The organism is Terrisporobacter petrolearius (assembly GCF_020748185.1).
Classification (GTDB): Bacteria; Bacillota; Clostridia; order Peptostreptococcales; family Peptostreptococcaceae; genus Terrisporobacter; species Terrisporobacter petrolearius.
In genome coordinates this window covers 14,073-36,935 of the sequence record NZ_JAHZMO010000033.1, presented here as the reverse complement: position 1 = coordinate 36,935, position 22,863 = coordinate 14,073, and the positions used below count along the sequence as shown (strand labels likewise).

General features: G+C 28.3%; 26 protein-coding genes. 6 read left to right on the top strand and 20 right to left on the bottom strand.

The features are described 5' to 3' along the window. The 8 genes from K0040_RS15220 to nadE form a co-directional block, all read right to left on the bottom strand. Positions 1 to 181 (bottom strand): recombinase family protein (locus tag K0040_RS15220; RefSeq protein ID WP_228109614.1); only part of this gene is annotated, 181 nt, incomplete at its 3' end. Between the two features lie 351 nt (positions 182 to 532). Next, positions 533 to 661 carry a hypothetical protein gene (locus K0040_RS20750; protein ID WP_265588906.1) on the bottom strand — a complete coding sequence of 43 codons (129 nt, stop codon included), beginning with the start codon at positions 659 to 661 and terminating at the stop codon, positions 533 to 535. Next, on the bottom strand, positions 654 to 1,289 hold the full coding sequence (locus tag K0040_RS15215) for a hypothetical protein (RefSeq protein WP_228109613.1): 636 nt from the start codon (positions 1,287 to 1,289) through the stop codon (positions 654 to 656). Before K0040_RS15215 ends, K0040_RS20750 begins: the two co-directional genes overlap by 8 nt. A 383-nt stretch (positions 1,290 to 1,672) precedes the next feature. Next, positions 1,673 to 3,154, bottom strand: coding sequence for a DEAD/DEAH box helicase family protein (locus K0040_RS15210; RefSeq protein ID WP_228109612.1), 1,482 nt, complete (start codon positions 3,152 to 3,154; stop codon positions 1,673 to 1,675). Between the two features lie 46 nt (positions 3,155 to 3,200). Then, the gene (locus K0040_RS20745; protein WP_265588904.1) at positions 3,201 to 3,545 is read right to left on the bottom strand and encodes a tyrosine-type recombinase/integrase; all 345 of its coding nucleotides are present in this window, start codon (positions 3,543 to 3,545) and stop codon (positions 3,201 to 3,203) included. Beyond that, positions 3,545 to 4,099 (bottom strand): tyrosine-type recombinase/integrase, encoded by a 555-nt coding sequence (locus tag K0040_RS20740; RefSeq protein ID WP_265588903.1) that lies wholly within the window; start codon positions 4,097 to 4,099, stop codon positions 3,545 to 3,547. The genes K0040_RS20745 and K0040_RS20740 overlap by 1 nt, the downstream gene beginning before the upstream one ends. Before the next feature lie 198 nt (positions 4,100 to 4,297). Continuing rightward, positions 4,298 to 5,014: a YebC/PmpR family DNA-binding transcriptional regulator gene (locus K0040_RS15200; RefSeq protein ID WP_228109611.1), complete on the bottom strand. Its 717-nt coding sequence runs from the start codon at positions 5,012 to 5,014 to the stop codon at positions 4,298 to 4,300. A gap of 126 nt (positions 5,015 to 5,140) precedes the next feature. Continuing rightward, positions 5,141 to 5,896 (bottom strand): NAD(+) synthase, encoded by a 756-nt coding sequence (gene nadE, locus K0040_RS15195; RefSeq protein WP_228109610.1) that lies wholly within the window; start codon positions 5,894 to 5,896, stop codon positions 5,141 to 5,143. A 159-nt stretch (positions 5,897 to 6,055) separates the two neighbouring features. Here nadE and K0040_RS15190 point away from each other — a divergent pair, with 159 nt between their 5' ends. Both K0040_RS15190 and K0040_RS15185 read left to right on the top strand, forming a co-directional pair. Further along, positions 6,056 to 6,424: a sulfite exporter TauE/SafE family protein gene (locus K0040_RS15190; RefSeq protein WP_228109609.1), complete on the top strand. Its 369-nt coding sequence runs from the start codon at positions 6,056 to 6,058 to the stop codon at positions 6,422 to 6,424. Continuing rightward, the gene (locus tag K0040_RS15185) at positions 6,424 to 6,789 is read left to right on the top strand and encodes a sulfite exporter TauE/SafE family protein (protein WP_228109608.1); all 366 of its coding nucleotides are present in this window, start codon (positions 6,424 to 6,426) and stop codon (positions 6,787 to 6,789) included. Before K0040_RS15190 ends, K0040_RS15185 begins: the two co-directional genes overlap by 1 nt. Positions 6,790 to 6,830: 41 nt before the next feature. Here the strand turns inward: K0040_RS15185 and K0040_RS15180 are convergent, their stop codons facing one another. The 5 genes from K0040_RS15180 to hflX all read right to left on the bottom strand — a co-directional run bounded on the left by K0040_RS15180 (position 6,831) and on the right by hflX (position 11,611). Further along, positions 6,831 to 8,324 carry a tetratricopeptide repeat protein gene (locus tag K0040_RS15180; RefSeq protein ID WP_228109607.1) on the bottom strand — a complete coding sequence of 498 codons (1,494 nt, stop codon included), beginning with the start codon at positions 8,322 to 8,324 and terminating at the stop codon, positions 6,831 to 6,833. Positions 8,325 to 8,387: 63 nt separating this feature from the next. After that, positions 8,388 to 9,032: a YigZ family protein gene (locus tag K0040_RS15175; RefSeq protein ID WP_228109606.1), complete on the bottom strand. Its 645-nt coding sequence runs from the start codon at positions 9,030 to 9,032 to the stop codon at positions 8,388 to 8,390. Between the two features lie 73 nt (positions 9,033 to 9,105). Further along, a complete protein-coding gene (locus K0040_RS15170) occupies positions 9,106 to 9,537 on the bottom strand; it encodes an NUDIX domain-containing protein (protein WP_228109605.1) in 432 nt (143 codons plus the stop codon). Between the two features lie 110 nt (positions 9,538 to 9,647). After that, on the bottom strand, positions 9,648 to 10,331 hold the full coding sequence (locus K0040_RS15165) for a HEAT repeat domain-containing protein (RefSeq protein ID WP_228109604.1): 684 nt from the start codon (positions 10,329 to 10,331) through the stop codon (positions 9,648 to 9,650). A gap of 2 nt (positions 10,332 to 10,333) precedes the next feature. Beyond that, on the bottom strand, positions 10,334 to 11,611 hold the full coding sequence (gene hflX, locus K0040_RS15160) for a GTPase HflX (protein ID WP_228109603.1): 1,278 nt from the start codon (positions 11,609 to 11,611) through the stop codon (positions 10,334 to 10,336). Between the two features lie 154 nt (positions 11,612 to 11,765). Between hflX and K0040_RS15155 the strand changes: the two genes are divergently transcribed. Beyond that, positions 11,766 to 12,029 (top strand): cysteine-rich small domain-containing protein, encoded by a 264-nt coding sequence (locus K0040_RS15155; protein ID WP_228109602.1) that lies wholly within the window; start codon positions 11,766 to 11,768, stop codon positions 12,027 to 12,029. A gap of 62 nt (positions 12,030 to 12,091) precedes the next feature. Here the strand turns inward: K0040_RS15155 and K0040_RS15150 are convergent, their stop codons facing one another. The 4 genes from K0040_RS15150 to K0040_RS15135 all read right to left on the bottom strand — a co-directional run bounded on the left by K0040_RS15150 (position 12,092) and on the right by K0040_RS15135 (position 16,091). Further along, positions 12,092 to 12,724, bottom strand: a complete 633-nt coding sequence (locus K0040_RS15150) for a TIGR01906 family membrane protein (RefSeq protein WP_228109601.1) — start codon at positions 12,722 to 12,724, stop codon at positions 12,092 to 12,094. 94 nt (positions 12,725 to 12,818) lie between these two features. Continuing rightward, positions 12,819 to 14,375 (bottom strand): ABC-F family ATP-binding cassette domain-containing protein, encoded by a 1,557-nt coding sequence (locus tag K0040_RS15145; RefSeq protein ID WP_316719570.1) that lies wholly within the window; start codon positions 14,373 to 14,375, stop codon positions 12,819 to 12,821. A gap of 155 nt (positions 14,376 to 14,530) precedes the next feature. Then, a complete protein-coding gene (locus K0040_RS15140) occupies positions 14,531 to 15,268 on the bottom strand; it encodes a zinc dependent phospholipase C family protein (RefSeq protein WP_228109600.1) in 738 nt (245 codons plus the stop codon). 13 nt (positions 15,269 to 15,281) lie between these two features. After that, on the bottom strand, positions 15,282 to 16,091 hold the full coding sequence (locus K0040_RS15135) for an N-acetylmuramoyl-L-alanine amidase family protein (protein WP_228109599.1): 810 nt from the start codon (positions 16,089 to 16,091) through the stop codon (positions 15,282 to 15,284). Between the two features lie 160 nt (positions 16,092 to 16,251). Here K0040_RS15135 and K0040_RS15130 point away from each other — a divergent pair, with 160 nt between their 5' ends. The 3 genes from K0040_RS15130 (at position 16,252) to K0040_RS15120 (ending at position 20,794) form a co-directional block, all read left to right on the top strand. Next, positions 16,252 to 16,617, top strand: coding sequence for a hypothetical protein (locus K0040_RS15130; RefSeq protein ID WP_228109598.1), 366 nt, complete (start codon positions 16,252 to 16,254; stop codon positions 16,615 to 16,617). A 363-nt stretch (positions 16,618 to 16,980) separates the two neighbouring features. Beyond that, positions 16,981 to 17,829 carry a SpoIVB peptidase S55 domain-containing protein gene (locus tag K0040_RS15125; protein WP_228109597.1) on the top strand — a complete coding sequence of 283 codons (849 nt, stop codon included), beginning with the start codon at positions 16,981 to 16,983 and terminating at the stop codon, positions 17,827 to 17,829. A gap of 313 nt (positions 17,830 to 18,142) precedes the next feature. Beyond that, positions 18,143 to 20,794, top strand: a complete 2,652-nt coding sequence (locus tag K0040_RS15120) for a transglycosylase domain-containing protein (protein WP_228109596.1) — start codon at positions 18,143 to 18,145, stop codon at positions 20,792 to 20,794. A 51-nt stretch (positions 20,795 to 20,845) separates the two neighbouring features. Here the strand turns inward: K0040_RS15120 and spoVAE are convergent, their stop codons facing one another. From spoVAE to spoVAC, 3 genes are read right to left on the bottom strand one after another with little or no spacing between them, the layout of a single operon-like run. Next, positions 20,846 to 21,208, bottom strand: a complete 363-nt coding sequence (gene spoVAE / locus K0040_RS15115) for a stage V sporulation protein AE (protein WP_228109595.1) — start codon at positions 21,206 to 21,208, stop codon at positions 20,846 to 20,848. Between the two features lie 12 nt (positions 21,209 to 21,220). Continuing rightward, positions 21,221 to 22,234, bottom strand: a complete 1,014-nt coding sequence (gene spoVAD, locus K0040_RS15110; protein ID WP_228109594.1) for a stage V sporulation protein AD — start codon at positions 22,232 to 22,234, stop codon at positions 21,221 to 21,223. A gap of 34 nt (positions 22,235 to 22,268) precedes the next feature. Beyond that, positions 22,269 to 22,727 (bottom strand): stage V sporulation protein AC, encoded by a 459-nt coding sequence (gene spoVAC, locus K0040_RS15105; RefSeq protein WP_228109593.1) that lies wholly within the window; start codon positions 22,725 to 22,727, stop codon positions 22,269 to 22,271. Positions 22,728 to 22,863 lie beyond the last annotated feature (136 nt).

Here is a 22,863-nt window from a genome sequence, read left to right as displayed (position 1 = left end):
CTTGTTGTACTGTATCTAGTAATCTATTTAGTTCAACTCTATTTATTTTAGTACCACTTTGATATTCTTTATATATTGTTTCCTTTGTTGCTCCTAGTTCTATTAGTTCTCTTATCTGTCTATTTATGTCTTGTTTACTTTCATTTGTACTACAACGTGCATAACCATATATTTTGTTCATATATATTTACCCCTTTCATGTACAATTCTTGATTATATAATAGCATACTTTTTCTCATTTGTACACAAAATGGTTATTAATTTTCATGAACACCTTTGTATTGAATACACGTTGAAATTATCCTAAAATTTAATTATATTTCAATCACTTCATAATGTACACGATAACAAGTGTTTTATTGAACAATGCTAATATTTTCCTATAAATAAAAATAGCACCTACATATTTGTAAGTGCTGATAATATTTACATGTCTATTTTTTCAACCACCATAGAAGGTATTGTAATTTCTCCGCCCATTGTAGATGTATAAGTTATCAATTCTGAGCTTTTTCCAATAACTGTTCTATAATCACAATACATTTATATTGTCATAATCTCCATTTACAGCTAATACAACTATTTCTTGTAATTCTCCATTTATATCAACATCTATTGTATTTCTTATAACATTTGATTTTAAATCACTTAAATTAACCATCTAACTCCCCCTTATTTATATTTGTTAATTTATTATATAATTCCAATAATTCTTTTGAATCTAAAAAATAATCTTTGTCTAGTTCTTGTCTTATTTTTTTTGCTTCATCATCTGAAATTTTATATGAAGGGTCATCTGAAATGGATTCTATCATTTTTATTTCTTCATTATCTTCGTATGATAAACTTCCATCCTTATAAAGATTCATAATTTTATCAGCAAAAGCTAATTTCGTCTTCGCTAAAAGGAAATTGTATTTTATTACCATAAATTTAATGTCTTCTTCCTCTTGAGTCGTACCCTTATATTCAACCATATAATCATGGAATTTTGATAATTCATCTAATGATATTTTATTTAAATCTTTAGTTAATTCATTTATTTCTTTCTGATAATTAGCCAATTTTTTACAAAATTCATCTATTCTTTCCTGATCATCAATACCCCAAATTAAACTACTATAAAGAATTATATTGTCAAGTGTTTCACTTGCATTATTCAAATTATAATTTATACTGTCTTCTTGTCTTCCGTATTCATCTATGTCTTCTCTACTCATTTTTCCACAACCAACCATTAAACTTCCACATAAACCTAAAATCAATCCTAAGCTTAATATTTTTTTCATTCCTACACCCCTTTTATGTTACTTCTTTCAATTGTAATTCTTTTCATTAATTCAGTATTTTAAAATTTAATACAATCCATATGACCTACCTCCATACCCAGCTACAGAAGGATAAACCTTCTTTGCTACCCTACTAAGGGTAATTTATAATTGTGATTACATAGGTTACAAAAACTAGAAAGTCAAATTACTCTTATTATATTTTCGGAACTCGTGCCACTTTTTCATATATCATTTTTACTAATTTTTCTGTAAAAATACAATATAAGTTAACCATTTTTTCACATGCTATTAAATAATTAATTTTATGGACAAGACAATACTTTTTTCACTATAAGTTTTGTAAATTTAATAAATTCTAAATTGCCAAAATTCTAGAAATGTTATTTTCTTATTCTTTTTTTCTTAAATACTGTGCAAGTAATTCTATCTTGTTTACATTTAACTATGTCATTATAATTATCACACTTTTTTATTCTTTCATCATTCTTTCTTAATCTCTCATTATTTATAATAAACTCTAAATGTCTATCATTTATAATATTTTTCCATGATATAGGGTTTCTTTTTTCATTTCTTAATCCTAAATAGTTAGCATAAGTAGTTATTTCATTCTTTTGCTCAGATGTAAAAATAGCTATATTAATCCACTTTTCATTTATGTATTCTATTAATTTTTGACTCGATTTTCTGTCACTATATTTTAGATAATTTATATTTTCATCAAAAATTTTATATTCCTTAAAATAATTCTTATCATAGTTATAAAAATAATTATTAAACTTTTTCATTTGCTTTTCTTCTATCGCATTCATTGAATTTCCATATTTATATTTACTCAATATATATAAATTTTTAATATTACCTCTATACCTTCCTGCAAATTGTATAACATCAGTAACAAGCGATGAACATACTATTACATTATCAATTTTAACTTTATCACTATCAAATTCAAATCCTTCCCTTGAACAACTTGTACCAAAAAAATATTGTACATCATCTCGTAAACTTTTATTATCTATAATATATTTTTTATCTTCATCTGATATTTCTTTAATTTTTTTATTATAGCAACTATCTAATACTTTATTATCTGATATAGCAATCATACATTTATTTTCATATTTATTTCTTAGTTCTACAATTTTCTTTATATCATCAGTCATAACTATTGTTTTACCTGTTATGTCATCTAAAATAGAATTTAAATAGATTGATTTACTTATATATATTTTTTCTAATACTTTATACTTAAAAAATGGTTCATCAAGAATATAATTCATCTTCACATGAAAAGTTTCTTTCTTTACTAAGTGGTCTGTTGCTGTCACTCCAACCAAAAACGTATTATTACTTTTTTTACTTAAAGTTTTAAATATAAAATCTAAAATATTATTCATTATACTTATATAACTTCTATCACTTATTAAAGCATGGCATTCATCAAATATAATAATTCTTAATTTATCAGCTAATTTATCTTTTATACACATATCAAATTGATTATAAGTCATTATTGCTATTTTATTTCTATACTCCCTACTAAGATTAAATATATCTTTCTTTATTAATTCTGATTGCGTTAATAGTTCACATGCCCATTCAGATAACGGTTTTAATTTATCTTTGTATTTAATATCATTTAATTGCTGTAACTTTGTTATTTTCCTACTTGTAACAAACCAAACTTCATAGCCCTCTATATTCTTATTAAATTGTTTATTTACCATATTTATCAATTGATTTATTGCAAAATAACTCTTACCAGTTCCACAACCTGATACAATTAAGTTAAATTCATCTAATTTTAACCTTGAAACGTCTATTAAATCACTTACTGTTAATTCTTTATTATCCCTCATGTATACCCCCCATTTAAACAGTCAAATTTCTTATTAAATTAATACTTTACAAATTCATTAAAGGACTTGTTTCTGTTCCTAATTCAACTATTTTCATATCTTGTAAACCTTCTAAATATCTCTTTGTTATGCTTATGTCATCATGACCTAATAATCTACTCAATGAATATACATCTAGTCCATTTCTTAATTGTGATTGTGCATAATAATGCCTACAAGTGTGAGGACTAGTTCTAATTTCATCTCTTACAACTCCATTACATGCTAGTTTAACAATCCTTTCAATAGCCTCTATTGTTAATGGTCTATTTCTAAAACTCAAAAAATAATTATCATAGTATAATGCATTATCTTTTAGATAACTACTTCTAATTCTTTCATATTTAATCATTACTTTTTTAACTTAGGACTTATTGGTACTATTCTTTCCTTTCTACCTTTTCCAAAAATATAAATAGTCGTTTCCTTTACATCTATACTTTTTATATTACATAACTCTGAACACCTTATTCCTGTATCAATTAAGACAGACATTATGCACTTATTTCTTGCATTAATATAACTATCCATAGAATAATAACTAATTATTTTTTTAACTTCTACATCTGTAAAAGTTTGAATTATAGTCTTTTTCACCTTTAACCAAGATACTTTTTTACATATATTCAAGCAATATTCTTCCTTTTGACAGTAATTATAGAAACTTCTAATATTCTTAAGAATTGTATTAATATAACTTTCACTTAAACCTTTTGACTTTAAGAAACTCAAGTATTTCTTTATATGAATATGATTTAGTTCTTCTAGTTGAGATATATTTAATTCATTATTGCAATATACACACCACCTATTTAAATTGTTTTTATAACCTTTTATTGTTCTTTCCGTGTAATTTCTACATTTAATGTCATAAATATACTCTTTAATAATATTCTCTAATAACAAAAAAACACCTCCTTATTAATCTGTACATCTTAATTAAAAGTTTGTACATCATAATAAGAAAGTGTTTTGTATATTCCGTAATTAAGACAGTGTATTCCATAATTATTTTATTAATATTTCATACATATTACTTAATTATCACATATTCAAGCTATTTTTTAACTTTTAATATATCAAATTCATTGAAATTTCAATATATTATGCTTGTTCCCAGTTATGGAATACATTTTGTACATCATCGTCATCTTCAAGTAAGTCTATTAATTTTTCCATAGATTTAACTTGACCTTCTTCTGATAGTACAGTTGTAGTCTGAGGCACTAATTTTACATCAGCAGATACAAATTCATATCCTTTTTCTACTAGTGCATCTTTAACCATATTGAAGTCTTCTGGAGTTGTTACAACTTCGAATCCATCTTCTTCTGTTATTATATCATCTGCTCCAGCTTCTAAAGCATCGTCCATTAGTTGATCTTCAGACACACCTTCAGCAGCTATTAATATTTGTCCTTTTCTACCGAACATAAATCCAACACAACCAGTAGTACCTAAGTTACCACCGTTTTTGTCAAAGTAGTATCTCATATTACCAGCAGTTCTGTTTTTATTATCTGTTAATGTTTCAACTATAACAGCTACTCCACCTGGTCCATATCCTTCGTAAGTGTTTTTGAAGTAGTCTTCACCTGCACCAGCTCCAGCACCTTTTGCTATAGCTCTATTTATATTATCATTTGGCATATTATCAGCTTTAGCCTTGTCTATAGCTGTTTTTAAAGCTGCATTGTATTCTGGATCTCCTCCACCTTCTTTAGCTGCAACAGCTATAGCTCTTGCGTGCTTAGTGAATATTGCTCCTCTTTTTGCATCTTGTTTACCTTTTCTATTGATAATGTTACCTATACGACCCATAGTTCCACTCCTTATTTCTTATGTGTTCACCACATTAAAATTAAATCTTATTAACACCGTAAATTTTAACATAAAAAATCAAATTAGTAAATGTATGTACTTATTATTAATATTTCTATATTAAATTTAATCAAATATTGGTGGTTTAGGAGCAACTTGTCTCTTATGTTCGCTAATTCTATGAAGTCTATCTATTATTTCTAAATCCTTCTGAGGAACTTCATCTCTTTTTCCTTCAACTACTTTGTCTATCATATTATAAGTTGTCCCCATTTCATTTTCATCAGTTTGGCCTTCCCACAAACCTGCTGATGGAGCTTTGTTTATTACATCATCGTGTACTCCAAGCTCTTTTGCCCATTCATAAACTTCAGATTTTGTTAAATTTGCAAGAGGTACTAAATCTACTCCACCATCTCCGTATTTAGTAAAGTAACCAGTATGAACCTCTGCTGCATTATCTGTTCCCACAACTAAATAGCCTAAATCATTTGCAACAGTATATAATGTGCACATTCTAACTCTAGCTCGTAAGTTGGAATCTGCTGTTCTTTGTCCATCTGGATTAAATAAGTTTTTTTCTTTCAATGCGTTTAACGCTGTATTTCTAATTTCCATTTGTGGTTGTGTTAAATCAAGATCTATATAATCAATTTTACATCCGTCAATTACTTTAAGTGCATCTTCTCTATCTTTTGGATTGCTATTTATGCTCATTATAACACCTATAGAATTATCCGGACATGCTCTTTTTATAAGGTTTGCAACAACTGCTGAATCTATTCCTCCTGAAACTCCAACTACTAATCCTTTGCAGTTAGCTTCCTTTACTTTTTCTCTCAGCCATTCAACAGTTTTTTTAATTTTTTCACTTCTGTTCATAATTTTGCCCCTTTCACTAAACATTTCTAAGTCTATTATAGCATATATCCTTATTATGTTTTGTATACATTATATTAAATAATCTTTTAACAAAATTTCATTATTTATTAAATAAAATTCTTGTTTTGGTTAAAACTAATTCAAGGTAGGTGAATTTTTATGAAAAAACAATCCACGCCTTTTAATATTAAAAATTCTGTAATAGGTTTATTTACCGGATTTATCAATGGCGTTTTTGGTTCTGGTGGTGGAACCTTATTAGTTCCCATACTAAATAATATTTTAAAAGTAGAAGAGCATAAATCCCACTCTACTGCTCTTGCAGTAATTATATTCTTGTCTACAACTAGTTCAGTTATTTACATATCAAAAGGTACCTTCGATATAAATTTAACTGTACAAGCAGCTATAGGCAGCATAATTGGTGGTATTGTTGGTGCAAAACTTTTAACTAAGGTAAATGGCAAGTTTTTAAGAATTGGATTTGGAGTAGTAATGATAATTGCAGCATGTAGGATGGTGTTTTAATGCTTGTTAGTATAATTGGATTTTTTGCTGGAATTATTGGTGGAATGGGAATGGGCGGTGGTACCATACTGATTCCCGCCTTGGTCTTATTGGCAAATATAGACCCTAAGTTAGCACAAAGTATAAACTTAATTTCTTCCATACCCATGACTATTGCAGCATTAATTATCCACATAAGAAATAAAAACGTGGAATATGAACTAGTACTTCCCATAGCCATATTCGGTATGGCAGCTGCCATGGGTGGTTCTTTATTAGCTGAATATCTAAACTCAGAAATACTACAAAAAGCCTTTGGAGTATTTTTATTTTTCATAGGACTATATGAAATAAAAAAAGGTATTTATGATAACAATAATAAATAAAAAAGGTACTATATCTTTCACAAGATCTAGTACCTAGTATTTTATTTTAAGTTTTCTTCCAACTGAGACACCATAGAGAAATCTTTTATTGCCTCATCATAATTTCCCATATTACAATAAGCATCCCCTCTATTTTGATATGCTTTTAAATCATCTGGATCTATTTCTATGGATTTTGTAAAATCAGATATAGCATTATCATATTTTTTCAGTTCACAATACGCTAAACCTCTATAGTAATAGGATATAGAACTTTGAAGCAAACTTAATGAAGAAGTAAAGTCATCTATAGCTTCTTCATATTCCTCAAGCTCTAAATTTATCATACCTCTTACATCATATATCCTAAACTCTTGAGAATTGTAACTTAAAGCAGTGGTCAAATCTTTTTTCGCCCCTTCCAAATCTCTTATTAGTGATTTAGAGGTACCTCTATTATAATAAATATTTTCATCTTTATAATCTAATTCAATAGCTTTTGTAAAATCTTTTATTGCTTCTTCATATCTTTCTAAATTGTCTAATGCAATAGCTCTTTTATAATAAGCCTTTGCATTATCATGATTTAAATATAACACTTCATTAAGATCTTTTATTGCTTCTTTATAATTATCTATTTTTAAATTAACCAAAGCTCTACCATAGTAGGCTTGCTCATATTCACTATTTATTTCTAACGCTGTATTAAAATATTCTATAGCCTCATAATACTCCTCTAATAAATAGTAAGAAAAACCTGCATAATAGTATACATCTGCAAAGTCTTGATTAATATCAATAGCATTTTTATAGTCTTTTAGTGCTTCTTCATGTCTTTCTAAAAGTGAATAAGCAATTCCTCTATTATAATATAGTCTATCATCAAATTTTTCTAACTCTATGGCTTTTGTAAAATCTGATATGGCATCTTCATATCTAGCTATTCTACTATAGTTTCTTCCTCGATTATAATATGCACTAATATCGTTTTGATCCAGGTTTAAAGCCTTTGTATAACAGTCTATAGCTTTTATATATTTTTTTAGTTTAGAATAACAAACGCCCATATTATAATGAACTACTTCATAATTCTCATCAATCTCTATAGCTTTTTTATAATTCTGTAAAGCGTCATAATAATAACCTTGTCTAGATAAACAAACGCCTTTACATCTATATGCCTCTTTATATTTATTATCAAGCTGAATAGTTTTATCAAAATCTTTTATTGCATCTTCATATCTTTCAAACTCTATATATAAATTTCCTCTAAAATAGTACCCTATAGGTTCACATTTGTATGCTTCAATGATTTTATTGGCATAGTAAATTTTTTCATTAATTTCGCTTTCTATATTTATGTGATTTAAAATATCTTGAATAAATAATTTCTTTTCTAAGTAACTTACTTTTGCATTTAATTCTTTTATCTTGTTCTCTTTACTTTTTTCAGTAGAATACCTATTGTATTTTTTTCTATTAATTCTTGTGACTATCATTATGATAAAATACATTAATAAATTACATAAAATAATTAATACTATATTCTTTAACATAGCTACCCCCAGTAATGTATCTTTTCATTATAAATTAGTTTACTTTCCTTTTTATAAACTAATTTATAATATTAATTCACCATCCTTTTCTGATAAATAATATTCATCTCCTAAACTTACGTCTGCTGTTGCGCTTGTTATATCAATCATTCTTTTTGTTAATGATTGTACATCTTCAACTTTTGAGTATACTATTATTTCCACATCTTCTGAATATATAGTATCTTTAACTGTAAAACCAAGATTCATTATTTCATTTTGTATTTTACCAAGTTGCGTGTATTCAATTTTAATCCTTACTTCAGTATATTTAACTTTTTCAATTACAATTCCTGCTTCTATTCCTATTTTTGCACCTTTAGTATAAGCACGAACTAATCCTCCTGCACCTAATTTTATTCCTCCAAAATATCTGGTTACAACAACTACCACATCTCTTAAATCTTCCTTTTTTATTACTTCTAAAGTAGGAATCCCTGCTGTACCTTGAGGTTCGCCATCATCACTATATCTTTGTATGTTCATATTTTCCCCAACAGTATAGGCCCATACATTATGAGTGGCATCCTTGTGTTTTTTCTTTATTTCATTAACAAAATCTATAGCTTCTTCTTCTGTATTTATTGGTTTTGCATATCCTATAAACGTTGATTTTTCAACTATATACTCATCTGATCCAAACTTGTGTAATGTTTTATAACTACTCATCAATTCCTCCTATATTATAAAAAAGAAAGGGATTTACCCTTTCTTGAATTTGCTTATTTAATTATATTATATTTTATTTTGCAATTTCTGCATTACTTTTCTTTTCTTCTTTATATTTTTTATATGAAACATCAACTAAGGCTTTTTCCTTATTATGAGATAACATATCCAGGGCGTCTTTTATTTTGAAGAAACCACCATCTAAAAAATCTTCTCTTATTATGTATTCTGAGTTTTCAGCTTCCATTACGTACCAAACTATGGCATTACAAACTTGTTGTTTTCTACTTCTTGAGTAAAATTCATACATAGTATCTCCTGCTACTACCAGTGGGCAAGCATCTACTCCTGTCTCATTCTTTACTCTACTTACAGCACTATCTGATGCCAATTGGCCTTCAATAACTTTTCCTTTTGGTAATGTCCATTCATGTCTATCATTTTTTAATAAAAGTACTTTATTTGCGTAAAAAACAACTCCACCTGCACAACGTCTTACTATCATTTTAAAACCCCTCCTATTAACCTTTGAATTATTTTTCATTACATTTTGTTAAATTGCGGAGATAAATCTCTGATAACAATTAATTATTAAGTTGTCTGTTGCTGATACTGCTAAAAACTTTCTTCCTCAAGAGCTATAATTGTTTCTTTATAAGCTCTTAATACATATTCTTTTTCGTGATTACTTTTTAATAATAGTTTTTTTAAAATTTGTAAACTATTATTGTTCCCAACTACAGATAAAGCTTTTGCACAATATTGTCTAGTCTGTGGATTAGAATCGTATAGTCCTTTTTCTAAGCATGATCTACTTTTAGGTGACTGGATTTTTCTAATAGCTGAGTATGTAATTCTTCTAACATCTGAATGTCTATGCATTGTTAGAGAGTGCAATAAATCTAAATATTTTTCCTCTTTCAATTCCCCAGTAGTCCATATTAAAATTATTAAATCTTCAGCATTTTTTTCTAGCCTGATTCTTTTATAAAGCTCTCTTTTGAACTTTAACATTTTGTCTTCATCTAACCCTAACTCTTCAATAAAATCAAACCTTTCAGATTTCTCTAGCTCCAAATACTTATCTAATATATCTTTAGAGCTTTCAATTTTATTCTTAGACATTGACTTTATCTCTAGTTTTGCCTTAATTAGTTGATCCTTTACTTCAATTGCAGATATGTTTCTAATTTTACTTATTTGTGGCACTGTTTTGGACTCTTTATAAAGAAGATAGGTAATAAAGTGATCTTCAAGTTGATCCATATTACTCCAATTTATATCTATTTTATTACCCAAAATTATTTTATATAGTCCTTATATATATTATAATCTTCTTCATCTAAATTTACATCAACAGAAATACCATTTTCTTCATAATTAAAATCATTAACATTATATTTATTTTTTAATTTACTGAATATATCTCCTCTTTCATAAGGAAGTAAAAGACTTACTTCATAAGTATCTTCCATTAAAGCTTCTTCAATTAGTTTTAATAACTTATCCATATTTATTCCTTTTTTTGCAGAAATATATACTTTATCTTTTTGATTCTTTGGATAAATATCAAGTTCTAACTTATCAACTTTGTTATATACTATAATTGTTTTTTTATCGCCAACTTCTAAATCTTTTAAGACAGATTCTGTTGTTTGTTTTTGAAGTTCATAACTACTATTAGTTGCATCAATAACATGAAGTATTAAATCTGCATATTGTACTTCTTCTAGTGTAGCTTTGAATGCGTTTACTAAATCATGGGGCAGTTTACTTACAAATCCAACTGTATCTACAACTAAGAAGTCTCTTTTATTAGGTAGAGTTGCTTTTCTTAAAGTTACATCTAGTGTAGCAAAAAGCATATTTTTTACAAATACTTCTTTTTCTTCTTCATAGTCTTTATGTGTTTTTATTAATTCGTTTAATAAAGTAGATTTTCCTGCATTTGTATATCCAACTAATGCAACTATTGGCATATTTGATTTCATTCTTTGAACTCTTTGAGTTTCTCTATTTTTCGATACTTCTTTTAGTTCTCTTCTTATATCTGCTATTTTATTTAATATAACTCTTTTGTCTATTTCTAGTTTTTGTTCTCCTGGTCCTCTTGTTCCAATCCCTGCACCAGTTCTACTCATCTCTCCACCCATTCCATAAAGTCTTGGCATTCTATATTTAAGCTGAGCAAGTTCAACTTGTAGTTTACCTTCTTTACTTAGGGCTCTTTGAGCAAATATATCTAATATAAGTGTAGTTCTATCTATAACTTTTCTACCTACAGCTTCTTCTAAGTTTCTTATATGAGCTCCTGATAACTCGTCGTTGAATATTACCATAGTAGCCTCAGTAGCTTCACAATATGCTCTAAGTTCTTCTACCTTACCTTTTCCAACATAATATGCTACATCAATAGATGGTCTATTTTGAATTAAGCTTCCCACAACTTCTGCTCCAGCAGCCTTAGTTAATTCTTTTAACTCTTCCATTGATTCATTTATATCTATGTCATCTATTTTTTTCACATTTGTTGTTATATTAAGTCCTATAAGTAAGGCTCTTTCTTGTTGTTTTTCCATTTTTACACCTCTTTATCTTAATGTATGTATATGTTTAAAATCATTTTGTTTGCTATATTTTTTTGCAATTAAATAAATAATAATTTTTTATAATTATACCATTAAAGTTAATATTTAGTATAATTAAATTATTAATAATAGGAGGTTTTATCTTATGAGTGAAAATTATAAATTCTTTAATCATAAAGAATGTGAATACTTTCCTTGTCATAAAACAAATGACCCTGACAATTTTAATTGTCTATTTTGTTATTGTCCCCTTTATGCTTTAAAAGATAAATGTGGAGGCAACTTCAAATATACTGATAGTGGTATTAAAGATTGTTCTAACTGCACTCTTCCTCACAGAAGAAATAACTATGATTATATTATTGGAAAATTTAAAGATATTATTAATATAACTAAAAAAAATGATTAATATCTATATAATAAAAATGATACCGACTGATTTTAAATTAAATCTGTTGATATCATTTTTTATTATTTATATCTTTTATTTAGTACTTTATAAGATATTTGTAGTAAAATACTGATCATAAGTATTATAGCTAAAATAAATATTCCTATATGAAAGAACACATCTTGTGGCAACATATTAATTACTGGATCCATACTCGGATCAAAAATCCAATAATTATTTGAAAATACTGTCTCATGAAATTTTATAAAGAAATAATTGAAATTAATCATAAGTGGAATTGCCGTAATTATAGGCAGTAGTATGGTAACTATAGATGCGATATTTAAAAATTTTATATTTTTATTTTTAATACTTGAAATAATTCCCAAAACAGAAATTAGACCACTTATATAAAATACCTTTTTAACTATTTGAAAAATATTCCTTACCTCTTCAAAATGAATTTTTCCTTCTTTAGAATATTTAATCGTAGGCAGATGAAATTCTTCCACATTTTTATTTAGATTATAATCAATTAAATAATCATAGTTTTGCTTAATCTCTTCTTCAGTAAATCCACTCATTTCACTTATGTTTAATTCTTTCACATCATAATAATATAAACTCTTATATCTTAAACCTAATATGACTGAACCACTAATTATAAAAATAGCCAGTGAAAATGAAATTAAGATATTTAGTAATCTTTTCATTTATACTCCCCTTGAAATAAATTTTATATTACCCTTTATATTGTTTAAGCAACGATATATAAATATACCGTTGCTCATATTTTTAAAATTAAATTTATACTATTTTAGTAGTGAAATCTTCTATATTCCACACATCATCTACTATATCACTGTAGAATTCAGGTTCATGACAAACTAATAAAACAGTTCCTTTGAACTCTTTGATTGCTTTCTTTAATTCATCCTTAGCTTCTACGTCTAAGTGGTTAGTAGGCTCATCTAGCACTAAGAAGTTTATATCTTTAAGCATTAGTTTACAAAGTCTAACTTTAGCGGCTTCTCCCCCACTAAGAACTCTAACTTGAGAAGTTATATGCTCATTTGAAAGACCACATTTAGCCAATGCTTGTCTTACTTCATAATTTGTTAATACTGGATACTCATTCCATACATCGTCTAAGGCAGTGTTATAATTATCCTTTGAAGACTCTTGCTCAAAGTATCCTACTTCTAAATAATCCCCTAATTGTACTGAACCATCAAATGCTTTTTGCATTCCAAGTAATGTTCTTAGTAATGTAGACTTACCTATACCATTCATTCCTTTAAGAGCTATTTTTTGCCCTCTTTCTAATTGGAAGTTCAATGGTTTGGTTAAAGGATCATTGTAACCTAACACTAAGTTATCTGTTTGGAATATGAATCTAGAAGCTGCTCTAGCATTTCTAAAGTTAAATGTTGGTTTTATTTTCTCTTTTGGTCTTTCTAAAACTTCCATTTTATCTAGAACCTTTTGTCTTGAGTTAGCCATACCACGTGTAGCAACTCTTGCTTTATTTCTTTGCACGAAATCTTCAAGTTTTCTTCTTTCTTCAACTTGTCTTTCGTAAGCACTTTCTTCTTGTTTTTTCTTAATTTCATTAAGTCTTACAAACTCATCGTAGTTACCTTTGTATCTAGTAAGCTCACCATTTTCTATATGATAGATTACATTACAAGTATCATTTATAAATGGAACATCATGCGATACTAAGATAAAGCTGTTCTCATATTCTTGAAGATATCTAGTAAGCCATACTATATGTTCCTCATCTAAGTGGTTAGTAGGCTCATCAAGTATAAGTATTGTTGGACTTTCTAAAAGTAATTTAGTTAAAAGTACTTTTGTTCTTTGTCCTCCACTTAAATCATCAACATCTCTATCTAATCCAACTTCTCCAAGACCTAATCCGTTAGCTACTTCTTGGATTTTTGCATCTATTGTATAGAATCCACTATTTTCTAATATTGTTTGAATTTCAGCAGTTTCCTCAAGAAGCTTAGTCATTTCCTCGTCACTTGCTTCACCCATTTTATCATACATAGCAAGCATTTCTTGTTCTAATTCAAACATGTGCTTAAAAGCACCTCTAAGAATATCTTTTATTGTATTTCCTTTTTCAAGAACTGAATGCTGATCTAAATAACCAACAGTTGCTCTTGAAGACCATTTTATATTCCCTGCGTCTGGCATAAGTTTTTTTGTTATTATATTTAAAAAACTAGATTTACCTTCTCCATTTGCACCAACAAGTGCTATATGTTCACCTTTTTTAAGTCTAAAAGATACATTTTCTAGTATAACTCTAGCCCCAAATCCATGACTGACATTTTCTACTACAAGCATTTTCACACCTCTTCATAAATTTTTTGTCTATAATATCTATACTATTATATTTCATTTTAATAAAAATGTATATTTATTATTTTTACCTTTTTCAATAATTGCAATATGTTTATATAAATAAAAAGAGTCACCTTAATTTTTTAAGTTAACTCTTTTATTTATTAATTATATTTATTTTCATTTACTTTTTTTCTTATCATATCTAAATCATCATAAAACATTAACATACAGCCAGCTGTACTTTTTTGGGCAAGATTTAGTGCATTAAAAGCTATTAAGTAAAACTTAGTTTTATCTTCATGTATATTTTTGTACATATAGTCAAAGTTCAAAGCACTTCTAGAGTTAGATTCTATATAGTCGCTTACACTATTATAAACTAAAGGACCTTCCTTAGTTTTAAAGCGTTTTACTTTTCTATAATTTAATTTTACATAATTCTCAAATTGTTTATGACTATCTAGTAGTTTTCTTTTAGCATGTTGAGGTATAGTTACATCTTGAATAACATGGCACATAGCCCCAAAATAAGCCATTCCATTTACATAATCATTTTTATTAATAAAGTGCAATGCATCTTTATAATAAGTATTTGCCAATGTCATGGCATTTGTAGTATGTCCATACATTCCTCTTTTGTCTTCTGGATTATAAAAATGAAAATATGACTTAAAATCTTGATCAGCCCATACTAACCCTTTGTTTATATATGACTCAAAATTATTATAAAATTGAAACTGTTTTTCATATCCTTCATCTCTTAGTACATCTAATGCACTCTTTTGAATAAATAAATGTACTTCGCAGTTTGTATCTATTATTTTCTTTTTAATAGGATTAACTACTCTAAAAGTTTGAGATATTATCCTACCGTAAGCCTTTTCTAAACGATTTATCATTTATATCACCACTTTAATTAGTCTGAAAATACTCTTCTACTCCGTCAGCAACACTTTGCATCATTTTTCTTTGATAATCTTTGTTAGACATCATTTCATCTTCATTATAATTACTCATAAACCCCATTTCTACTAATACTACTGGTACCTTAGACCAATTGAATCCTGTTAAATCATCTCTTTCAAAGATTCCATTAACCTTGAATCCTCCATGGTCCATTTTATTTTTTATTAAATTGGCACATTCGTAGCTAGCCTCGAAGATTGATGATGTATATTTACCTTTTTGTGATGGAATTAAAATAGATGCACCTGTTATCGATGTATCGTCAGAACCATCAGCGTGGATTCTAATCACCATATTTGCATTATGATCGTTGGCAAATGTAGCTCTTTCTAAATTACTTATATTTACATCATGACTTTCTCTAGTCATAATAATTTCAAAACCTTTACTTATTAATATATGTTTTAAAACTTCAGATGCTTCTAAATTCAATATATATTCTGGTTTTTTTGTACTTATCCCAACTGTCCCTGAAGAAACCCTAGCTTTTTGGTATGGTGAACCTGGACCAATAGGTTCGCTTTTCCAATCACCCTTAGCTTGGTGACCTGGGTCTATACAAATTAAATATTTCTCAACTTTTTCTTTTTTCCTTGCACTTTCATTTTTAGTTGAACCTTTGTTTTTGTCATCTATTTTTAATCCTGTAATTATAGATGCGCTACTTTTATATAAGTTTTTCATTGGGTCTGACTTTCCTATAAAAATTATTCCTAAAACTATAATCATAATGAGAAATACTTTATAAACTTTCATAATCCTTCCTTTCTTTTTCTATAATATTTAATATAAGTTATTATTTCCACTTTTCATTGGCTTATTTATCTTCATAGTTTTTTATTTTGTATTTTTAACATATATATTTATATATCTAGATTTACAAGTAATTATAAAACTGTATTAAGAGGTTAAATATATGAATGCACAAAAAAAGAAATATAATAAAAGAAAAAAATATAAAAAAATAAATAGCCGTAATGAAAATACTAATAGTACTAATACAAATAATACGTCTAAACTTTGTTCTTTTAGTTCTGTAGATTACATAGTTTTAGCATCTACATTAGCTATTGTTTTAGGAGAAGAGTTATCTGGTGATGATATAAATATTTTAGCTTCATTTTTCGCAGTCTTATCTGATGAACTTGCTTTAATCTCATCTATTGATGCATGTAGCTCTGGAGATGATAACACTTCTGTTTTCGTTCCTCCAGTTCCAGATGTAGCTTTAACTACTTCTAAAAAAAATATTAGTAAAAAAATATCAAAAAAAAAGAAATAAAAACATATTTCACAATAAATTACATGTTTTTATTTCTTTTATTTTTTTGTCCTTCAAATTTAGCCATTTTAAATTATCCTTTGTTTTTTTATGAAATCTTCGCCCTTCTTGAAACTCATTTCCAAGGATTAAAACTTTTATAATGCGCAACATAATATTAAAGCACCAGCATGAACACATGACAGAAAGAAGGTGTTTTATATTTTAAATAAAAATTCAAAAGATGAAGTCGCTTTTAAAAAAATAATAAATAAAATTAATGGTTTAGTTTTAATATTTTTTTATGTTTTTCTATATTTTTTCTCAAATAATTTTATTTATTCACAATCCTTAGAAAAAAGCGATTGCGAATACTTAATACCAATGGGAAATATAGTGCAAATTGATGCACAATTAAAAAATATCATTGTCAGAAATGAAATTAATGGTTGTCCTTTAAAAATGGGAGATTCTATTCTAAAAGTTGAAGATAATGATATAACTTCTTACGAAGATTTTAATTACGTTATCTCTTCCTTAACCAAAACAGATGATATATCAGTTTTAATAAGAAGAGAAAATTCAGTTTTTTGTTTAAAATGTGATAAAAATGCCTTAGAAAGAATTAATTTTAATAACTTAATATCAGGTTTTGCTACTTTAACTTATATTAATCCTGAAACAAAGGAATTTGGTGCAGTAGCTCACTCTATTAACATTGGAACTACTAAAAAAATTCCTATTAAAAAAGGTTGTATTTCTTTTACTGATAATTTAAATATCAGAAAATCTAGTAAAGGTAATGTAGGTTGTATAAATGCTACAAAAAATAATGTGATTGGTGAATTTGACCATAATACTACTTTTGGTATTAAAGGTTCAGTTGATAATATTAATTTATCTAATCACAAAAAATATAGAGTTGCTGAAGTAGATGAAGTTAAATTAGGTAAAGCACAAATTATCCTACAAAATAAAAGTAACACTTGTAAGAAATATAACATTGAAATAATTAATATTGAAAAACAAAGAAAACCTGATTCTAAAGGAATTAAAATTAAAATTACTGATCCTCAGCTTTTAAAAGAAACTGGTGGTATTGTACAAGGAATGAGTGGAACTCCAATAGTACAAGGTAATAAAATTGTTGGTGCTGTATCACATGCTTTAGAAAACAATCCTACTGTGGGATATGGTGTTTATATTAAATGGATGTTAAACGAATCTCATTAAAAGAACTGCTTAAGAGCAGTTCTTTTTTTAAAATCTTTTTAAATATCTTAGAAATAGTTAATACTAACAATATAAATAAATATTTTTAATTATTTTGTGAAAATATAAATATTAACATAATTTAATGTTATACTTAAAATCAATAATTTTTACTAATTATTGTATAAAATCAATAATTTTACTTTATTATTTGTATATTATAAATGTATAATTATATTGTATCTTTTAATTAAACTGAAATCAGCATAAAGGAGATTTTGTAAAAATCCTTAAATATGTTATAATTATTCATTAAAATAAGGAGGTTAATCTTATGGGAAGAGATAGTCGTGATGATAAGAATAAAATCAAGAGAAGAAAAGTAAGCTCTTCAGATAAAAAAAATACATCTCATGCCTCGAGTAAATCGAGCAAATCTAGCAATTCCAGTAGAACTAGTAGTAAAAGAAAAACTTCTAGCAAAAAAAAATCTGGAAGATTTAAAGGTGTTAAAACAGTTGCTTTAGTATTTCTAGTACTTTTAGTAGTAGGTGTAGCAGCTGCATCTGGAATTGTATTTGCTTCACTTAGAAATACAGAAACTATTAACAAAGCTTACTTAGATAAAAAAACATACCAAACAACAGAAATTTTATATGCTGATGGTAATTTACTAGCAAAGGCGCAAACTTCTGACAAGAAAGAACCTGTAGCTGACATAAAGAAGATAAGTAAGGATTTACAACATGCTTTAATATCTGCAGAAGATGAGCGTTTTTATGAACATAATGGTGTGGACATAAAAGGTTTAACACGTTCTGTAATAAATACTCTTATGGGGAATAAACAAGGTGGTTCAACAATACCAATGCAGGTTTCAAAGCTTTTAATTACATCGCAAGAACAAAGTCTAACTCGTAAAATAAAAGATATTTACTATGCTTTTGAAATGAGCAAGACAATGTCCAAAGACGATGTATTACTTGCTTACTTAAATAATTTTTATGCTGGTAATGGTTTATATGGTGCTGAAGCTGCAGCTCAAGGTTACTTTAGTAAATCAGCTGATGAATTAACTGTTGGTGAATCTGCTTTATTAATGGCTTCCACTAACAATCCAGGTAGATATTCTCCATATATAAAAGAAAAATTAGATGGAACTGAAACTAAAGAGGATGTAGAAAATAAATTATTATTCTATACTAATACAACAGAGGATACTTGGGATGAACCAAATGAAGCTGAATTACAAATGATAGATAAAATATACTCTTGGGGCTTAATCTCATCTGAAACACATAATCAGTTGAAAAGCAAAACTATTGTTGTTAGAAAGGCCGCACCTAGAGAGGCTGCTAAGGAAAAGCAAAAAGCTATTTTATCAAAGATGCTAAGATTAGGATATATTACACAAGATCAATATGACAAAGAAGCAGCTGCTCCAATTGAAATAAAGTTACCAAAAGCTAAAGAGACAGTTGTTTCTTCTGTTGAAGATTATGTTTATTCTGAAGTATTAGATGCTTTAATGAATCAAGGATATACAAAAGAAGAAGCACAAAATATGTACTATAATGGTGGACTTAGAATTTCTACTACTATAGATGCTGGTATGCAAAAAAACCTAGAAACACAATATAATAATAAAGGTAATTTCCCTGAAACTAGAAACGGTGCTGACGGGGTTGTCCAGCCTCAATCAGCCATGGTTATATTAGACTATAGAACAGGTCAAATTAAGTCCTTAATCGGTGGTAGATATGTCAAAGGTAAAAGAACTTTAAACAGAGCTACTAATCCAAAACAGCCTGGATCAACTATAAAACCTTTATCAGTTTATACTCCTGCTATAGACACTAAAAGGACTACACAGTCTACTCCATTTAGTGATGCAAGAGGCGGATATCAATTTAAAAGGAATCAGGACTGGAATCCAAAAACTACTACCGCTGGGTCTGGCATAATGAGTACACGTAAGGCTTTAGCCTGGTCATCAAATACTATTGCTGTAAAAGTAGGTGAAACATTGGGTAACTCATATAACGAATCTATTGATGTAATGATTGATTACCTTAAAAATTTTGGTATAACTACTTTAAAAGATAGCAAAACTGATAATGATACAGATAGACAATTTCCTTCTTTAGTATTAGGTGGTATGTCTTATGGTATATCTCCACTAGAGATGGCTGCTGCTTATGGTACACTAGCTAATGGCGGCACTTATGTAGAACCTACAGTATTCACTACTATTCAAACTTATGATGGTAATTTAATAGCTAAATCTAACCCACAAGAAAGTAGAGCTGTTAGTGAAGATGTAGCTTTTGTTATAACCGATATGCTTCAAGCAGTTGTTAAAGAAGGAACTGGTAAAAATGCTACTCTAGGCAAAATGGCCGTTGCAGGTAAAACTGGTACTACTAATGATGCTTTAGATGCATGGTTTGTTGGTTATACTCCATACTATGTTGGAGCAACATATATAGGTGATGATGCTGGAACAGGAAAAGCAAGACAAAGTGTTGTTGGAACAAGTTCTGCAGCCGCTTCTCTTTGGTCAAGTGTTATGGCTCCTATACACAAAAACTTAACACTTGTAGAAAACTTTACTAAACCTGAAGGTGTTTATTTTGCTAAAATAAATCCATCAGATGGTGGAACTTCTTCTTATGGTGTGAACGCTGCATTTATTGAAGGAACTTCCCCTGAACGTGCAAGTAGCCAAGCACCTCCAGTTCAAGAAAAAGAACCTGATGAAGAAAAGCCAAATACTGGTGATGCTGGTGATGGTGATAATCCTCCAGATGAAGATAATACAGAAAAACCAGAAGAGCCAACGACTCCTGAAAATCCAGATGACAACAATGGCGACAATGGCAACACTAATAATAGTGGTAATAACGCTGGCGGAGGCAATGAAGATAATACAGGAGATAAACCAGTAGACAATACAACAGAAGGTACTGGTCAAGTTAATGAATAAATAAATATATAAATAAAAAAACTTCCTTAATTATTAAGGAAGTTTTTTTTATCATGGTTTTGTCTTTGGGTTAAATATCACAGATATTATATAGCCAAAGAATATTGCAGCTGCCACACCGCCAGCTGTAGCAGTTACTCCTCCTGTAAATATTCCTAAGAGCCCATCTGTTTCCATTCCCTTCATAACTCCTTTTGCCAAGGAATACCCAAATCCTATTATAGGTACTGTAGCACCTGAGCCACCAAAATTAACTATTGGCTCATATACACCTAAAAATGTCAAGATAGCTCCTAAACTCACATAAGTAACCATTACATAAGGTGTTTGCATATTAAAATAATCCATCATTATTTGAGCTATTACACATATTAGCCCACCAACTATAAATACTTTTACATAGTCTAATAACATAAGCTATACCTCCTATTCATTTACAATTACTACTCCATGAGCTACCGATGGTATAGTTTGCTTTTGAAGTGTACTTGTTGGAGATAATAAAGCACCTGTTGATACAAGCATAACTTTATTAAATTCTTTTTTAAGTAATTTATCGTATATATATGAACAAAATACTGAAGCTGAGCATCCACATCCACTTCCACCACAGTGTACATCTTGTTCTTTCAAATTGAAAATCTCTATACCACAGTCTGTGTATACTTTCGATATATCTAGCTTCATTTCTTTTAGTAAATCTATTACTATTTCTTTCCCAAGTTTTCCTAAATCTCCAGTTGCAATAATATCGAAACTATTAGGATCATCTTTTGTATCTTGAAAATAGGAATATATGGTATCTATTGCTGCTGGAGCCATTGCTGCCCCCATGTTATTTCCATCATCAATACCTTTGTCTATGACCTTACCTGGTATAATATATTTTATTTTAGGTCCTTTACCTTCTTTAGTTAGTAAAACACTACCAGCACCTGTAACTGTCCACTGAGCTGTCATAGGTTTTTGATTTCCTAATTCTAGAGGGAATCTAAATTGCCTCTCTGCTGTGCAGTAGTGACTAGAAGTTCCACATAGTACGTACTTGGCATATTCTCCGTCTATAGCCATAGAACCTAAGCACAGCCCTTCAGACATGGTAGAACAAGCACCATATATACCAAAGAAAGGTACACCTAATTCCCTAGCTGCAAAAGATGCTGGAAATAATTGATTTATTAAATCTCCTCCAAATAGAAAATCTACATCTTCCAGAGTTTTATTTGCTTTTTCCACACTCATCTTCATTACAGTTTGCACCATTTTACTTTCTGCTAGTTCCCAAGTTTTCTCTCCATATAAATCATCAGACAAAATCAAGTCAAATTTATCTTTTAAAGGTCCTTGTCCTTCTTTGGGACCTACTATAGAAGAAGCTGCAATAATAGTAGGCATATTGTTTAATTTTATAGTTCTTTTTCCAATTCTTTTTTTATTCATAATTTCACATCCTTAAATGTTAATTTCCAATTTATTAAAAAATCAATTTTATGAAGTAATACAGTAGTCCGCATATTATTGATGATGAAATACCATACACTAAAACCGGTCCTGCAATTTTAAATAAATTTGCTCCTACTCCTGTTACATATCCTTCTTTCTTGAACTCCATAGCTGGGGATACAATTGAATTTGCAAAACCTGTTATAGGAATAATTGACCCTGCTCCTGCTCTTTTTCCTATAAGGTCATAAACTCCTAAACCTGTAAGAAATGCACCTAAAAAAATTAATGTCATGGATGTGGCAGAAGCTGCCGCTAGATTATCCAAATTAATGATTTTCATATAAATATCATTAATTGCCTGTCCTATACAACAAATTAGTCCTCCTACTAAAAAAGCCATAATACAATTTTTCAAATAAGCTGGCTTAGGACTCATTTTTTCTACATATTTTTTATATTCATTTTTATCTAGTTGCTTATCAGCCATATATTTTTACCTCCAATTTTTATAAAGAATTAAATTCAATATATATTTATTATTTGAAGAAACTCAAAAAATAAACAAATTATTTCTATAACTAAAAAAGTTCCTTTGATTTTTCAAAGGAACTTTATTGTACTTA

Coding starts and splice junctions, on each gene's coding strand:
- K0040_RS15130 (WP_228109598.1), top strand. CDS start 16,252: ATGAATGCACAAAAAAAGAAATATAATAAAAGAAAAAAATATAAAAAA.
- hflX (WP_228109603.1), bottom strand. CDS start 11,611: ATGGAAAAACAACAAGAAAGAGCCTTACTTATAGGACTTAATATAACA.
- K0040_RS15210 (WP_228109612.1), bottom strand. CDS start 3,154: ATGAGGGATAATAAAGAATTAACAGTAAGTGATTTAATAGACGTTTCA.
- spoVAE (WP_228109595.1), bottom strand. CDS start 21,208: ATGTTATTAGACTATGTAAAAGTATTTATAGTTGGTGGGCTAATATGT.
- K0040_RS15120 (WP_228109596.1), top strand. CDS start 18,143: ATGGGAAGAGATAGTCGTGATGATAAGAATAAAATCAAGAGAAGAAAA.
- K0040_RS15180 (WP_228109607.1), bottom strand. CDS start 8,324: ATGTTAAAGAATATAGTATTAATTATTTTATGTAATTTATTAATGTAT.
- K0040_RS20745 (WP_265588904.1), bottom strand. CDS start 3,545: ATGATTAAATATGAAAGAATTAGAAGTAGTTATCTAAAAGATAATGCA.
- K0040_RS15135 (WP_228109599.1), bottom strand. CDS start 16,091: ATGAAAGTTTATAAAGTATTTCTCATTATGATTATAGTTTTAGGAATA.
- K0040_RS15215 (WP_228109613.1), bottom strand. CDS start 1,289: ATGAAAAAAATATTAAGCTTAGGATTGATTTTAGGTTTATGTGGAAGT.
- K0040_RS15125 (WP_228109597.1), top strand. CDS start 16,981: ATGGGAAATATAGTGCAAATTGATGCACAATTAAAAAATATCATTGTC.
- K0040_RS15185 (WP_228109608.1), top strand. CDS start 6,424: ATGCTTGTTAGTATAATTGGATTTTTTGCTGGAATTATTGGTGGAATG.
- K0040_RS15170 (WP_228109605.1), bottom strand. CDS start 9,537: ATGATAGTAAGACGTTGTGCAGGTGGAGTTGTTTTTTACGCAAATAAA.
- K0040_RS15155 (WP_228109602.1), top strand. CDS start 11,766: ATGAGTGAAAATTATAAATTCTTTAATCATAAAGAATGTGAATACTTT.
- K0040_RS15175 (WP_228109606.1), bottom strand. CDS start 9,032: ATGAGTAGTTATAAAACATTACACAAGTTTGGATCAGATGAGTATATA.
- K0040_RS15150 (WP_228109601.1), bottom strand. CDS start 12,724: ATGAAAAGATTACTAAATATCTTAATTTCATTTTCACTGGCTATTTTT.
- K0040_RS20750 (WP_265588906.1), bottom strand. CDS start 661: ATGGTTAATTTAAGTGATTTAAAATCAAATGTTATAAGAAATACAATA.
- spoVAC (WP_228109593.1), bottom strand. CDS start 22,727: ATGGCTGATAAGCAACTAGATAAAAATGAATATAAAAAATATGTAGAA.
- spoVAD (WP_228109594.1), bottom strand. CDS start 22,234: ATGAATAAAAAAAGAATTGGAAAAAGAACTATAAAATTAAACAATATG.
- nadE (WP_228109610.1), bottom strand. CDS start 5,896: ATGAACAGAAGTGAAAAAATTAAAAAAACTGTTGAATGGCTGAGAGAA.
- K0040_RS15200 (WP_228109611.1), bottom strand. CDS start 5,014: ATGGGTCGTATAGGTAACATTATCAATAGAAAAGGTAAACAAGATGCA.
- K0040_RS15140 (WP_228109600.1), bottom strand. CDS start 15,268: ATGATAAATCGTTTAGAAAAGGCTTACGGTAGGATAATATCTCAAACT.
- K0040_RS15190 (WP_228109609.1), top strand. CDS start 6,056: ATGAAAAAACAATCCACGCCTTTTAATATTAAAAATTCTGTAATAGGT.